This is a genomic window from Cohnella phaseoli (genome assembly GCF_003386235.1).
Classification (GTDB): domain Bacteria; phylum Bacillota; class Bacilli; order Paenibacillales; family Paenibacillaceae; genus Cohnella; species Cohnella phaseoli.
Genome location: NZ_QRDZ01000021.1, coordinates 89,213 through 103,420, shown reverse-complemented (window position 1 = coordinate 103,420; position 14,208 = coordinate 89,213). Strand labels below are relative to the sequence as shown.

The following is a 14,208-nucleotide window of genomic DNA, read 5'->3' as shown; positions in this document are numbered from 1 at the left end:
TCCTTCTACAATAAGATTATAAACTTGCGTAAGGAGGATCATATGGCCACTTCAAACACAGCACAATTAAAGAAAAGCGTCTCTCCTTATGAAAAGCCGATCACGAAAGCCAGTCTACTGCAGCTGATCAATACGATTCCGCCGTTTATTCTACTCTGGGCGGCGGCCTATCTGAGCCTGTCCGTATCCTATTGGCTTTCTTTGCCTTTTATTTTGTTGGCGTCCGGTTTCTTGATCCGCATCTTCATCCTTTTTCACGACTGCTGTCATCAATCGTTCTTCAGAAGCCGCAAGGCGAACGAGATTCTCGGAACGCTCACGGGAATTATGACGCTGTTCCCTTACCATCAATGGAAGCATAGCCATTCCATCCACCATTCCACGAGCAGCAATCTCGACAAGCGCGGCATAGGAGACATGTGGCTGATGACCACTGACGAATATCTCGAAGCGTCGAGATGGACGAGATTTTACTACCGCCTGTACCGCAACCCGATCGTCATGTTCGGAATCGGCCCGTTCGCCGTCTTCCTGATCGAATATCGTTTTAATCGCAAAGGGGCGCGACGCGCCGAACGAGTGAATACATGGATCACCAACCTTGGCATTGTAGCAGTGTACGGCGTTCTCATCTGGGCGCTCGGCTGGCAAGCATTCCTTCTGGTACAGCTTCCGATCTTCTGGCTGTCCGGCGCAGCGGGTATTTGGCTGTTCTATGTGCAGCATCAATTCGAGGAGACGTATTACGAGCACGATGCGGAATGGAGCTACGTCAAGGCCGCCGTCGAGGGCAGCTCGTACTACAAGCTTCCGAAGGCGTTGCAATGGCTGACCGGCAATATCGGGTTTCATCATGTTCACCATCTAAGCCCGAGAGTGCCTAACTATTTGCTGGAAAAAGCGCACGAGTCCGTCCCTCCGTTGCAGCACGCGACGACGGTCACGCTGAAGTCAAGCTTTGCCGCAGTGAAATTCAAGCTGTGGGACGAACAAAAGAAAGATTTCGTTACGTTCGGGCAGATTAAACATCTGCTACAAGCTTCCCGGACCAGCGCCTCGGCCGCAGGACGGACGCCGAAAGCCGCGCCGGACAACGAAGTCGCATAACCGCCAACCTACGGCCTTCTTATGGTAAAATAACCGTGAGAAGGCCCTTGCCGATTAATGGAGCGTTATTGCCAATAGGAGCGTAACCACAGATGTACAGAAAACTTAGAAGATTTCAGATTTTCCCGAAAACGACCGGAATCAGCCCATACGTATGGCTGATGTTCTGCATACTGCCCTTCTATTTTATTTTCCGTTCATCGTCGAATCTGGAGATCGCCGCGGGCATTCTGATGATCGTACTGTTCTTCTTCTGCTATCGGCTGACCTTGAGTGCCAAAGGTTGGCCGGTTTACGTTGGGATAGGCGTGCAGATCGCCATCTCGATCGCGATGACGGTGCTGTTCAGCTATGCTTATTTCGCCTTCTTCCTGGCGTTCTTCATCGGCAACGTTCAGAACAAAGCCGGATTTATTACACTGTATACGATTCATATCGCCACGAGCCTGATCGCCGTTAACGTCGGTTTCATTATGCAGGACAAGTTCTTCATTACGCAGACGCCGTTTATCCTGATTAGTCTGCTCGGCGTCATTCTGCTCCCTCTCGGCAGCTACAATCGCAACAAGCAGGACGCTCTGCAGGAGCAGCTCAAAGACGCCAACCAGCGTATCGCCGAGCTGGTCAAGCTGGAGGAACGTCAGCGCATCGCTCGCGATCTGCACGATACGCTTGGGCAGAAGCTGTCGCTGATCGGTCTCAAGAGCGATCTCGCGCACAAATTGGTCTCCGCCAACCCCGAACGCGCGCGGGCTGAGATCAAAGACGTCCAGCATACGGCCAGAACCGCGCTTCAAGAAGTCCGCATGCTCGTCTCGGAGATGAGAGGCACACGTTTGGAGGACGAGTTGGAGCGAATCAAGCAAATTTTGCTCGCAGCGCAAATCGAATTTAAGCTGCAAGGCGATCCTGCGCTGCAAGGCGTTTCCTTGCTGACGGAAAATGTGCTGAGCATGTGCCTGAAGGAAGCGGTCAACAATGTTGTCAAACACAGCGGAGCGACAGAGTGCGCGGTCGGCTTCCGACAGAGCGACACCGTAGTCGTTATGGAGGTTCGCGATAACGGCGCCAGTCGGCCGGAACGACTCAATTTCAGACAAGGCCACGGCCTTCAAGGCATGAAAGAAAGACTGGAATTCGTCAACGGAACATTGGAGATCGTGATCGGCGAAGGCACGGCCATCGTTGCGACGATCCCGCAAATTGTGCAGCGAACCATCAAGGAGGAATTGCCATGATTCGAATCGTTATCGCCGAAGACCAACGCATGCTGCTTGGAGCCCTCGGCTCCCTGCTCGACTTGGAGGACGACATGGAAGTCGTCGGCAAGGCGTCGAGCGGCGCGGCAGCGGTAGAGCTCGTGCGCCAGCTCCGGCCGGACGTCTGCATTATGGACATCGAGATGCCCGGTCTCAGCGGTCTGGAAGCCGCCGAGCAGCTAAAGGAATCGGACTGCAAAGTCATTATTCTGACGACGTTCGCCCGTACCGGCTATTTCGAACGCGCCATTAAAGCCGGAGTCGTAGGTTACCTGCTTAAGGACAGCCCCAGCGAGGAGCTTGCCAGCACGATCCGCAGCGTGCTAGCCGGCCGTCGCGTCTATGCGCCGGAGCTAGTCGACGAAGCTTACCGGGAACATCAGGGCAACCCGCTTACCGACCGCGAGAAGGAAGTGCTCGGACTGATCGCCGACGGTAAAAACACGAAGGAAATCGCGACTGAGCTGTTCCTGACGACGGGCACGATACGAAACTATATTTCCGTCATCCTCGACAAGCTAGCCGTCAGCAACCGGGTCGAGGCGATCAAAAAATTCACCGAGAAAGGCTGGTTCAAATGATGTTGAGCTTCTTGTAGTCCTTCTTCATAATCGTTTTGACCAGGCTCGGCCATTTGGAGTTTGCCGGGCAGTACTTAGTCGCGATTTTCTCGATCGTCGTATAGCCTTTGTCGACGTACTTGTCGGCTAACAGCTGTCCGAATTTTTTGACGCTGTCCCCCTTCGTTTCGAAGGCGAACGCCTTGCGATGGGGATCGGGACCCGTCGCGTTTAATCCGAACAGATTGTTTTTATTTTTGGCCAATCGGCTGCTGCCGTTGCCGCTCTCCAGTTTCATGACGGCAATCGTGAACAAAGCGTTGATCCCGTACATCTTCTCCACCTCTAATATTGCTTCCTCCAGCCCTTGCTCCGCCAGATCCGTGCCTTTAAAAATCCGCGCGATATCCTCTTCCGACAGTCCGGATTCCGTCTCTACTTTGGAGGTCGGCACCACAGGGACTTTGTTCTGCTCCTCCGCCTCTTCCTCTGTCTGAACAGGTTCCGTCGCTGGCGCTGCTAGCGCTGCCGGCTCCGTCGGGATCGTCTCCGTCCCCGCCTCCACCGCCTTCGGTTTGTCTTCAGAAACGGACGCATCCTCTACGAGGTTCGCATAATCTCCATGCACGTAACCCCCGCCCTTAATTCTAAGCCAGCCTTCCGTCGTCTTGCCGACGATTTCCAACCGCGTTCCTTTCGCCACTACCGATTTGATTTTCGATTTCGGATAAGCATTCGTTCTGACGTTAAGAAAATAAGCCGTCACTTCGTAAACCTGCGTTTGCGGCTTTGCGGAGGCCGCGATATGTACTTCCTTGTAGGGATTTTTGGCGATGTCGGCTACGGTCGCGGAGACGACCGCGGACTGGAACCGATCCGGAGGGTTTGGCGCTTCGTATTCGAACGAAAGCTCCTCGGTAGCGACCTGAGACTCGACAGCCGTCGCGGCGGGCAATGCGAAATCGGCTTTCCAGTCCGCTTCGGATAAGCTAGATGCCGCCGGCGAGGCGGGACCAACCGGCGCTGTTGCCGTTAGACAGCTGATTCCTACAATCGTCGTTAATGCCGCTCCTATGATGTATGCGACCCATTTACGAATAGTTTCCCTAACCATCCGGATACACCTCTTCCGTCAATTTGGTGATGGCAGCCGTTAGTTATCGGTTTGATTGTACATATATGCGGATGAAAAGCTTGTCATTCTTTCAGCGAAGATTAATTGTTAATTTGTCGATTAGAAAATTTTCATATTCCAGGCCGGCAGAGGCTGATACTGGAAACGGCCGGAAGGCTCTGACATAGAAAAGAGCGGTATCGCGCATAATAGCTTTGTTGCAAACATTACCAACTGTTTAGGTGGTCTCGACTTGAAGAGTTCGAACGGATCGATCAACTTTTTCCAAGCTTGCACGATTCTCATGCTGACGAACGGTTTAACCAACCACGTCATCGTAAATCCGATGCTTCTGGATGCATCCGGGCGCGACTCTTGGATTGCGGTTATCGCCGCCGGCGTGCTGTTCATCCCGTGGTGCTTGCTGCTGGCTCTATTTATGAGAAGGTCCGGGAGTATGGCGCTGCACCCGTGGCTTGCGGAGAAAACGAATCCGATTCTCGCATGGGCGTTGACGCTGCCGCTCTGCATCCAGCTTTATATGATCGGTGCGATGACAGTCATCCATTCGGCGACCTGGACGATCACCAACTATCTTCCCGGCACGCCGAAGGTGATCCTCGCTTTGATTCTGACCGGATTTTGCGCGCTCTATGCAAGCTGGGGGCTGCGCGTAATCGCGATCATGTCCGGCATTCTGCTGCCGCTCGTGATTATTCTCGGCTCGTTCGCGGGCATATCGAATTATCCGCAGAAAGATTTCAACCTGCTGAAGCCCTATTTGGAATTCGGAGTTAACCCGGTTCTGCAAGGCATGATCTATGCGGGCGGCGGTTTTGTCGAGATTTTAACGCTGATCGCCATGAAGCAGCATCTGCAGAAAAAAGTGAAGCCGTGGGCCTTGATGGTGTACGGAGCGTTAATGGTGTATATCATGATGGGTCCGTTAATCGGAGGCATTACGGAGTTCGGGCCGAGCGAAGCGGCAAAGCAGACGGTATCGCCATACGAGCAGTGGAGGCTCGTCAAGCTGGGCTCTTATGTGGAGCATGTCGACTTTTTCTCTATCTATCAATGGCTGGCCGGCGCATGCGTAAGGATCAGCTTGTCCATCTTCCTTGTGCTCGATCTGCTAAGAATTCGTCGGAACGAGCTGCGGAACCGATTCATTATGCTGATTGCGCTCAGCTATGTCGCGCTGTCCATTTTTCCGATTAACGAGTACGCCTTCTACTTGTGGATGTATCGGTACTACTTTCCGATTTCTCTGATCGTAGCCCTGTCCGCCTCGTTCTGTTGGATGTCCATATCGTGGTTTGCCAAACCGGCCAAAGGAGGAGCAGCATGAGACGGCAATCTTCAAAAAAAGAGTCTGAATGGGACGAAAAGAAGCTGCGCGATTTATTCGTGAATTCTGCGGACGTGCAGATTATGCCTTGCAAGCTGACCGATCAGCCTGCCTCCGAGGTTGTGATGGTTTATGCGGAAGGCCTGTGCGATACCTCTCAATTCGGCCAAGTTCTCCTTCCCCAGCTAAAGCAGTTCTATTTAGGGGATGGGTCCTTCGCAATGAAAACGAAGGGTTACTCGGGAGGACTGCCTCTTATCGAAGTGAAACCCGATGAACCGGGAGACGTTGTCGCCGAGTATTTGTTCCAAGGGGACGTGCTGCTCCTGTTCACGGATTGCGGACGCATGTACAAAATGAATATCTGTAATCGCCCGCAGCGGACTCCGGAAGAATCCAACACGGAAATTTCGATCAAAGGGCCCAAGGACGGATTTACGGAAGATCTCGTCGTGAACGTGGCGCTTATTCGCAAGCGGATACGCAGCTCCAGCTTGAATTACGAAACATATACGCTCGGCAGAAGGACGAAAACGAAAGTCGGGTTAATCTATTTCAAGGATATTTTGTCGCCGGAAATTTTGCGGGAAGTGCACAAGAGGATCACTCAGATCGATATCGACGGGCTGTACAGCATTAACCAACTGGAGGAAAAGATGGCGGACTCCAAATATTCGGTCTTCCCTACGTTCGCGTTAACGGGAAGGCCGGATTATGTCGTCAGCAGTCTTTTGGCCGGGCGGTTCATTCTGATCGTAGACGGCATTCCGATGGTGCTGATCGGTCCGGCGGGCTTATCGCTGCTGATGAAGTCTCCGGAGGACGTGCATTTCAACTATACCTACATTTCGTTCGCGCGCATCGTCCGGCATATCAGCCTGTTCCTCTCCATCTCGTTGCCCGGTTTATGGGTGGCTCTCGTCGCTTTCCATCAGGACCAGATTCCGTTTCGGATGATGGCTACGATCGCCGGCGCCAGGCTCGGATTGCCGATGTCCGCGCAGATCGAAATGTTCATTCTGCTCACGCTGATGGAAATTTTCCGGGAAGCGGGCGTGCGGCTTCCGAGCTCGATCGGGCAGACGTTAACAGTCGTCGGCGGGCTTATTATCGGAGACGCTTCGATTCGAGCCGGCCTTGTGTCCCCCTCCGTTGTCGTCGTTGGCGCGATCACCGCAGTCACCTCGGTCACGCTCGTCAACCAATCGCTCAGTACGATCGTCAGCGTCATCCGTTTCGGTATTTTTCTCGTCTCGTCGTTGATCGGCATGTACGGCTTGATTCTGTGTCTGATTTTGTTCATCGCCTACCTGTCGAGGCTTCATTCGTTCGGAGTGCCTTACCTGGCGCCGATGTCCCCGCTTAATGTCAAGGATTTGGCGGATTCCTACTTACGCGTGCCCTGGAGTCGCTTGAGGAAGCGTCCGGGCGCGCTCCATCCGATCGATCCCGACCACCACGGTGACGAGAAATGATTCGCAAAGTGGGGAAGGCCGCTGCTGCGGCAATCGTGCTGCTGTCGCTGACCGCCTGCTGGAACTCCAAGGATATTCAAACGATGGATTACGCGACCGCGATCGGACTCGACTTCGAAGATGGAAAGTACATTACTTACGTTCAATTTCTGAACTTTACCAACGTCGGACGCAACGAGACGATGCAAATCGGCAAACCTCTGCCGGTATGGATTGCCAAAGGCATAGGGGCAACGCTGAGCGAATCGCTTTCCTCTATTTATGCGACCTCGCAAATGCGCATTTTCTGGGGGCATGTCAAAACGATCGTATGCTCGGAAAGATTGCTGCGCCACGGTGTCGAGGAAGCGTACAATGCGGCCAACCGTTTTGGGGAAATCCGCTACAACATTCTCGTTTTCGGTACGCGCGAGAAGCTGCCCGATCTGTTCATACAGAAATCGATTTTCCATCTGTCTCCGCTGGATACGATCATGTTCACGCCGGAGCAAACGTTCTCTCAGCGCTCCTTCATCGTGCCGAAGACAAGCAACCGGGTCATCGCGGAAATTACCGAGCCGGCCGAAGCCGTCATGCTGCCGTCGATCGCGATTAACCGGGACGTATGGCAGCAGGATCAGAAGCCGGAGACGATGCTGACGATCGACGGAGCGTTCTTCTTCCGCAACAAGAAAGCGATCGCCTGGCTATCCGAGGACGAGCTTGCGGGCACGCGCTGGACGCAGAGAGAATTGAAGCGCTCCTTAATCCGAGTTCCTGCCGAGGGCAAGCCGAAAGCGTCTCTTGTTCTTATCAAGCCGTCTTATCATGTCGAGTCCGATGTGATAAACGGACAGCCGGTGTTCGACCTGAGTCTGAAACTGGATGCGACGTTGGATCAGTTGAACGAGAACATCAGTATCGAAGAGCTGGAGCGGCTCGGAGAAGAAGCTGTGCGCGATGAGATTATGCGCAGCTTTCGCAACGGTCTGGCCAAGCAGGTTGATGTGCTTAAACTTCAAGAGACGCTTTATCGCAACCATTCTAAGAAATGGCACCAGTTGCGTAAAAACGACAAGCTGCTGATAAGCAAGGACAGCATTCGCAAAATCGTGATTAAAATCGATATTCGCAACACCGGGAAGTACAAGGGCAGATACGACTGATCGTAGCGAAAGGATCGGCGAGACTCAACGCGAGCAATCGTACGAGAACGTCGCGCCCGGATTTCTTCATCTCGCGCAGGTTGCCCCGTCTCTCATCAGCTTGTATAATAGTTAAGCAAACATATGTTTGCTTAAGCTTATTTGCGAGCGTGACGGCATAGGCTTACAACATGATCAGCCTGCGGAGGAATGAATGAAGGGCACGACACATCTGGCCATCGGCTGCGCGATCGGCGCGGTGGCCTGCGCTTATTATCCGTTTAGTCCAAACAACGCCGCACTGTTCTTCTCCGTCGCCGGACTGTCCGCCTTAAGCGCCGATCTCGACGGACCAAGCATACTCAGCCGTAAAATTACGAAGCTCTCGCAATGGCTGAGAAATGCGATGCTGGTCGCGGGGCTGCTGCTTATGGCGGGGCTGGCGTATGTAGTTGTCGTTCCCGGTCGCTTCGATCCCGTGTATGCCGCTTGTGCGATTTCCGCGTTCCTGCTCGGCCTGGTCGCCAAGAAAGGGGTCATCCGCAATGCGATCGTCAGTCTGATCGGTGGCGCCCTGTTTGCTTGCGGCTGGGTGTACGGGTACGCCTGGCTCAGCGGCTTGGGCGTATTCGTCGCCTGGGCTCCATGGCTGAAGCATCGGGGAATGACGCATACGATTTGGGCTTTGATCGGCTGGGGTGCGATCGGCTGGGGGCTGGAGCAGCAATCGGGAGTCGAGGGAGTGACCGCCGTTGCGATCGCCGGCTATGCTTCGCATCTGCTAACGGATACAATGACCCCAAGCGGCGTCAAGTGGCTGTATCCGCTCTACAAGAAGCCGATTAAGCTTCGTTGAGAGCTGTAGAGGCTGAACCTGAATTGACGGCACAATGCAAGAGGGGCTGCGCCTGATCATCGATCGAGATGATCTCGGCGCAGCCCCTTCCCGGTTTACTGCACTTGGATTTCCGTAAGCTCCTGAGCTCTGAACTTCAACCGCGCGGTCTCGGCGGCCTGCCCCAGCAAGTCCGATACGGTGACGCTGTCCCGTATATTGCGAAGCAAATAGCTTGGCGAGGTCGTATCGGTGGAGAGGACGGTAATATCCCCGATTTTCAGCATTCTTTCAAGCAGATTGCGCTTCAAGGTAATATCCCTGATGCGGTACAGCTGGATTTCTTCCCGGCGTTTCGTGAAAATCCCCTTCTCCACGACGATTCTGCGCTCGGTAATCCGGTAATGCGTGAAGCTAGGGAATCCGAAGTTGAAAGGCTTCCCTTCCCAAAGCACGTTCTCGTTCTGCAAGGCCATCTCTCCCATGAAATCGGATGAACTCTTCCCCCTCATTGTACACGATGCGCGGCTTCTTGGCTTCCCCTATTTCGACCAGAATACGAGAGAACGCATGTCCTTCTCGCCACCAAGGCCGACCAGTCGCCGCCCCTGTCCCGTCTCCAGGATCGGCAGGCCGTTCCAGCTGTCGACCTTAATCTTAACGAGCTTGCGGCTGCGAATGATGGCATGAAGCGCATAGAGCAGCATCGCAGCCTGCCTATCCTCAGCCTGTTCGGTCTGCAACCCGTCCGCTCCCGGCGCTTCGAACACCCGCTTCCCGTTGTTTTCGATCCAGAACAGCCAGCGGTCTCCCTGCATGACCAGGAAGTTGCCCGGCTTGCGCGCATAGCTCGCCCCGCCCTTCCCTTGCGGCCAATCCATCAGCAGGCCGAACGGTATGGCGGGGTCCGCCGAGGACAGCACCGATAAGGCGGGCTCTGCGGCATCCGGCAGCGGCTGACGAATCGATTCGCTCTGTTCGCGCGTCGTGAATTGCAGCGTCGAAGCGCCTTTGACGAACGCTCCGCGCGTCAAAACGCCCCATTCCTCCAGCCTTTTGAGCGTCGGGTAAAAGAGATCCCAAGAATAAGGGGCCGTTTTTGCCACCAGCTCTTTGTTAATCAGTCCATAGACGTTGAGGAGATGATGCGTCCATACGAGCACGGGCGATTGCTGCTCCGCACCGGACTTGTCCGGGTCAGGGGATCGCGCTTCGCCTGGGTCGAGCAGGGAGCTTGTCGCATACCATCTTCCCTGCCCCGATCCCGCCCGTTCCCATTGCTTCGGCTTGACCGTTCCGACCTGCAGCCGCAGCGGAGCGAACTGATCGTTGGACACGCGGCCTTCCCACGCCAGATCCATCAGATCAGCCAGCAGCTCCGATGGCGTCTTGTCCAGTTCGCGGCTAAGACGCGTCAAGAAGCTGGCTCCGTCCGCCTCAATCCGCTTCAGCAGCTCTGGATGCTTGGAAGGCTTCGCCTCCTCGAGAAAGGCGGAATAGAGCGGCTTCGAGTCCGTCAGGAAGAAGGCGACTTTACCTTCCTTGTCTCCTTCTTCCTTGCGGCCGATCCAGATCAGCTCGCCCGATGCGCACAGCAGATCGAGATGCTCCTTGCGATAACCGGTCAAGCGCGTCGGCAGCACAATCGTCTCCCAATGAGAGAGCGGAAGAAATAAGCCCTGCAGCCGCTTCATCACCTCGAGCAGCCCCTCGCTGCCCTGAAGCTGCGTCCCGTTCCAGGCGTGCTGGCGCAGCGCGATCTGCCCGCACCAGCGAGCCGGCTCAATCGGCTCGGCTTTGCTGCGCGCATGGCGAATCGATAGGCGTACGAGCCGGGAAGCGACCTTTGCGCTCGTCCATAGCCGCTCGTCGGCGCTTGCCGCGTGCGGAGCTCGCTCGATCAGACCTTTCTCCAGCAGCTCTTCGACTGCCTCCTTGGCATTAGACAGCGTAAGCGCGGGATAGCGTTCGCACAGCTCCGCGTCCGTGAAGGAGACGACGTTATCCGCATACCTGCCCAGCACGAACATAACCGATTCCGGCGTCTCCGGAAAAACCGCATAAGTCTCCGTCTCGTCGGAGGAAATCCAGCGGCTTTCCCCGTCTCCGGACAGGTCGACCGCCGATACGCGGCCCTGCTCCTGCAGTTGGCCGAGCCAGCGCAGTCCCGCTTCCCCCGTTATTCGCACGATCTCCGCGGAAGTCAAGTCTCCTCTTTGCTTAAGCAGCGCCGCGAGTCCGGTCGCGTTAGCCGGCGCCTGTTCCGGATCGTTCAGCCTTACCCTCTCGGCTTCGATAACATCCGGGCTGACGGCCTGGCCAAGCGCGTTCTCGTCGAAAATTTGCGCAGCCATCTCCTTGCTGATGCTCAGCAGCTGCAGCCGCGTCGTCTCGTCGAGTCCGTCCCCTTCATATACCTGCATGTTGACGTAATCGGCGATGAACTGCGCCGCTAGAGGCGACGGATAGGCCGTCTCCTTGACGACGATTCCGATCTCGCCCGATACGAGCTTCGTCAGCAGCTCTTTAAGCTGATCGATACGCAAGTAGTCGCGTAGACTCTCGGACATCGCTTCGCGCAAATACGGAAACCCTTCCGCATAAGGAAGCGCGCTCCTCAGCAGTTCTTCGCTGCGAAGACGCTTCTGCCACAGCGGCGTGCGGGTAAAGCTGCGCGACAGCAGCAGACTGTTCTCCGCGATGCGGCGAAAAGCGATGCCCAGCAGCGGAGAACCGCTGACGGCTTCCGTCAGCAGCAACTCGACGTTGCCCGGCGTCACCTGCCGAATCGCCTGCAGCCAGGACGCATCCCATTCCGGCAGCACGAATTCGATTCCGTTATCTTTGGCGTTGCCATACAATCGATAGGGCAGCAATTGCTCGAACTGTCGTTTGATCGCAAGCAGCCATGCCCGGTTAACCGTTCTTCCGCACAGATTGTGAACGATGACATGCGTCTGGTTCATCACATCGCGATAATGCTCGATTACGATCTGCCGATCGGTCGGCAGCGCGCAGAAGCGGTGCTGCGAGGAAACGAGCTCGATCAGCTGTTCGGCCGAAGTGCGATCCATACAATAATGCTCGCCGAGCCAGGCGCAAGCGTTCTCCTTACGTTCCTGGCTGCGCTCGTCGACCTCGTCCGGCAGGGCAAGCACCTCGGCCAATTCTCGCAGAAAAGCGCCGACCTTCTGTCCAAGCTCGTAGGGACGGCTGCCCGCCTCGTTGCGCCAAAACGGAATTTCGCTGAAACGGTTGCCGGCTTCGGCAACGTACACGCGGTCGTTGCGAATTTCGCGAATCATCCAGGAGCTCGTCCCGAGCTGGAAGACGTCCCCGACCTGGCTTTCCTGGATAAACTCCTCGTCCAGCTCGCCGAGGTGGGCGCGACTCTCCAGATGGTGCACCGGATAGTTGCCGCTCTGCGGAATCGTCCCGACACCGGTTATCGCCGCCATCGCCGTATTGCTTCTCTTCGTTAACCGATTTGCGGCGCGATCCCAATCGATCAACGGCTTGGCGAACGGATAGTAGCCCGATAGAACCTGCAAAGCGCTTTCCAGCCGATGCAGCGAATACCCGCGATAGCTGTCGCTCCCTCGAATAACGGCAAGCAGATCGCGAAGCTGCCAATCCTCTGAGGCGACCATCGCAACGATATGCTGGGTGAGGACGTCCAACGGCGCTTCGGGAATGCGGATTTCCTCGATCTCGCGGCGTGCGATGAGCCGACCGAGTACGGCCAGCTCGGGCAGCGAGGCCTTCTGCCTCGCCAGCAGCAAGCCGCGGCTCGTCTCCCCGACGCCATGGCCGGCCCGGCCGATGCGCTGGATGCCCCTGGCCGCTTCCAGCGGCGAATCGAGCTGAATAACCAGGTCGATATGACCGACGTCGATGCCCAGCTCCAGCGATGACGTAGCGACGATACAGCGCAGGCTGCCTTCCTTGAGCAGTCGCTCCACTTCAAGCCGCCGCTCCCGCGAGATGCTGCCGTGATGCGATCGGGCCATCTCGTAGCCGACATGATCGTTCAGCCGCAAACAGAGCCGTTCGCACAATCTGCGGCTGTTCACGAACAGCAGCACAGAGCGGCAGCCCTCCATCGCCTTCATGATGCGGTCGAGCAGCGGCAGCCACACCGCCTCGCGTGTCGCGGCAGGCAGACTCTGGTCCGGCATCGTAATCGATACGCCCATGCTCTTGCGCATCCGGCTCTCTATGATCGCAACCGGACGAGGCGCCCTCTCCTCCTGGCGTTCCGCTGCATAACCCGACTGTCCGTCGTTCGAGACGGTTGACGCCCCGTTTTCCTCCCAACCGCCCAGAAACGCGGCGACCCGCTCCAGCGGATTCTGCGTCGCGGATACGCCGATCCGTTGGACCGGCCGACCTCCGCGGAGATGGACGAGCCGCTCCAGCGACAACGAGAGGTGAGCGCCGCGCTTGTCCGCAGCGACATCGTGGATCTCATCGACGATCACCTGCTCCACGGTGCCCAGAATGGCCCTACCTTTGTCGGACGTCAGCAGCAAATAGAGAGATTCGGGCGTCGTCACGAGCAAATCCGGCGGCCGCTTCAGGATGGCCGCCCTTTTGCTTGCGCTCGTATCGCCCGTGCGCACTTCACTGCGAATTCCCGGCCACTGCGCCCCGCATGCTTCCGCCCGTGCCTGCAGCTGTTCAACAAAGCCTAGCGCATGATGATGAATGTCGTTGTTCAGCGCTTTAAGCGGTGTGATATACAGCACTCGCACGCCTGATGCGGATGATGCGGAGTTTCTCGGCGACGGGGCGGATTTCGCGCTGACGATTCGATCCAGACAGGGAAGCAGCGCGGCTAGCGTCTTACCCGAGCCGGTCGGCGCCGCGATCAGGGTATGGCGGCCTTCCATAATAGCCTGCCAAGCTTGTTTCTGCACGTCGGTCGGCTCTCCGAACGTCTCGGTAAACCACTCAGACAACAAAGGGTGAAACGGTATAACATTCGCCTCCCTTCTCGGAGCTGGGCTGGACTGATTATATTTTGCGACTCCACCCCCGATGCGGGGAATTTTAACGCGGGTTTCCCGCTCTATTCTACGATTCCGCCGCTTTCTGGCGAATTTAACGCGGGTTTTCCGCTCTATTCAGCGTTTCCGCCACTTCTGGCGATATTTAACGCGGGTTTCCCGCTCTATTCGGCGTTTCCGCCACTTCTGGCGAATTTAAAGCGGGTTTCCCGCTCTATTCTACGATTCCGCCACTTCTGGCGAATTTAAAGCGGGTTTTCCGCTCTATTCGGCGTTTCCGCCACTTCTGGCGAATTTAAAGCGGGTTTTCCGCTCTATTCGGCGTTTCCGCCACTTCTGGCGAATTTAACGCGGGTTTTCCGCTCTATTCGGCGTTT

10 protein-coding genes are annotated in these 14,208 nt (G+C 56.0%); 7 read left to right on the top strand and 3 right to left on the bottom strand.

Translation table 11 applies throughout. The annotated features are described in order from the left end of the window. Positions 1-42 precede the first annotated feature (42 nt). From desA to DFP98_RS23810, 3 genes are all read left to right on the top strand, one after another. A complete protein-coding gene (gene desA / locus DFP98_RS23820; RefSeq protein WP_116063118.1) occupies positions 43-1,107 on the top strand; it encodes a Delta(5) desaturase DesA in 1,065 nt (354 codons plus the stop codon). A gap of 92 nt (positions 1,108-1,199) precedes the next feature. Continuing rightward, on the top strand, positions 1,200-2,345 hold the full coding sequence (locus DFP98_RS23815) for a sensor histidine kinase (protein WP_116063117.1): 1,146 nt from the start codon (positions 1,200-1,202) through the stop codon (positions 2,343-2,345). Continuing rightward, positions 2,342-2,947: a response regulator transcription factor gene (locus DFP98_RS23810; protein ID WP_116063116.1), complete on the top strand. Its 606-nt coding sequence runs from the start codon at positions 2,342-2,344 to the stop codon at positions 2,945-2,947. The genes DFP98_RS23815 and DFP98_RS23810 overlap by 4 nt, the downstream gene beginning before the upstream one ends. Here the strand turns inward: DFP98_RS23810 and DFP98_RS23805 are convergent. After that, complete coding sequence (locus tag DFP98_RS23805) at positions 2,940-4,040, bottom strand: glucosaminidase domain-containing protein (protein WP_116063115.1); 1,101 nt, start codon at positions 4,038-4,040, stop codon at positions 2,940-2,942. The genes DFP98_RS23810 and DFP98_RS23805 overlap by 8 nt on opposite strands. A 253-nt stretch (positions 4,041-4,293) precedes the next feature. Between DFP98_RS23805 and DFP98_RS23800 the strand changes: the two genes are divergently transcribed. The 4 genes from DFP98_RS23800 to DFP98_RS23785 all read left to right on the top strand — a co-directional run bounded on the left by DFP98_RS23800 (position 4,294) and on the right by DFP98_RS23785 (position 8,843). After that, entirely contained in the window at positions 4,294-5,388 is a 1,095-nt protein-coding gene (locus DFP98_RS23800; RefSeq protein ID WP_116063114.1) for an endospore germination permease, read from the top strand. Continuing rightward, a complete protein-coding gene (locus DFP98_RS23795) occupies positions 5,385-6,863 on the top strand; it encodes a spore germination protein (RefSeq protein ID WP_116063113.1) in 1,479 nt (492 codons plus the stop codon). Before DFP98_RS23800 ends, DFP98_RS23795 begins: the two co-directional genes overlap by 4 nt. Then, on the top strand, positions 6,860-8,008 hold the full coding sequence (locus DFP98_RS23790; RefSeq protein WP_116063112.1) for a Ger(x)C family spore germination protein: 1,149 nt from the start codon (positions 6,860-6,862) through the stop codon (positions 8,006-8,008). The genes DFP98_RS23795 and DFP98_RS23790 overlap by 4 nt, the downstream gene beginning before the upstream one ends. Positions 8,009-8,201: 193 nt before the next feature. After that, on the top strand, positions 8,202-8,843 hold the full coding sequence (locus DFP98_RS23785; RefSeq protein ID WP_116063111.1) for a metal-dependent hydrolase: 642 nt from the start codon (positions 8,202-8,204) through the stop codon (positions 8,841-8,843). Between the two features lie 95 nt (positions 8,844-8,938). Here DFP98_RS23785 and DFP98_RS23780 read toward each other — a convergent pair whose 3' ends face one another. Together DFP98_RS23780 and DFP98_RS23775 are read right to left on the bottom strand one after the other, a co-directional pair. Beyond that, complete coding sequence (locus DFP98_RS23780) at positions 8,939-9,292, bottom strand: PH domain-containing protein (protein ID WP_220377158.1); 354 nt, start codon at positions 9,290-9,292, stop codon at positions 8,939-8,941. A 72-nt stretch (positions 9,293-9,364) separates the two neighbouring features. After that, the gene (locus tag DFP98_RS23775; protein WP_246016668.1) at positions 9,365-13,741 is read right to left on the bottom strand and encodes a DEAD/DEAH box helicase; all 4,377 of its coding nucleotides are present in this window, start codon (positions 13,739-13,741) and stop codon (positions 9,365-9,367) included. Between the last annotated feature and the right edge of the window lie 467 nt (positions 13,742-14,208).

What these genes read in the sequence shown, in the direction of transcription:
- desA (WP_116063118.1), top strand. Translation starts at nt 43, where the DNA reads ATGGCCACTTCAAACACAGCACAATTAAAGAAAAGCGTCTCTCCTTAT.
- DFP98_RS23815 (WP_116063117.1), top strand. Translation starts at nt 1,200, where the DNA reads ATGTACAGAAAACTTAGAAGATTTCAGATTTTCCCGAAAACGACCGGA.
- DFP98_RS23810 (WP_116063116.1), top strand. Translation starts at nt 2,342, where the DNA reads ATGATTCGAATCGTTATCGCCGAAGACCAACGCATGCTGCTTGGAGCC.
- DFP98_RS23805 (WP_116063115.1), bottom strand. Translation starts at nt 4,040, where the DNA reads ATGGTTAGGGAAACTATTCGTAAATGGGTCGCATACATCATAGGAGCG.
- DFP98_RS23795 (WP_116063113.1), top strand. Translation starts at nt 5,385, where the DNA reads ATGAGACGGCAATCTTCAAAAAAAGAGTCTGAATGGGACGAAAAGAAG.
- DFP98_RS23790 (WP_116063112.1), top strand. Translation starts at nt 6,860, where the DNA reads ATGATTCGCAAAGTGGGGAAGGCCGCTGCTGCGGCAATCGTGCTGCTG.
- DFP98_RS23785 (WP_116063111.1), top strand. Translation starts at nt 8,202, where the DNA reads ATGAAGGGCACGACACATCTGGCCATCGGCTGCGCGATCGGCGCGGTG.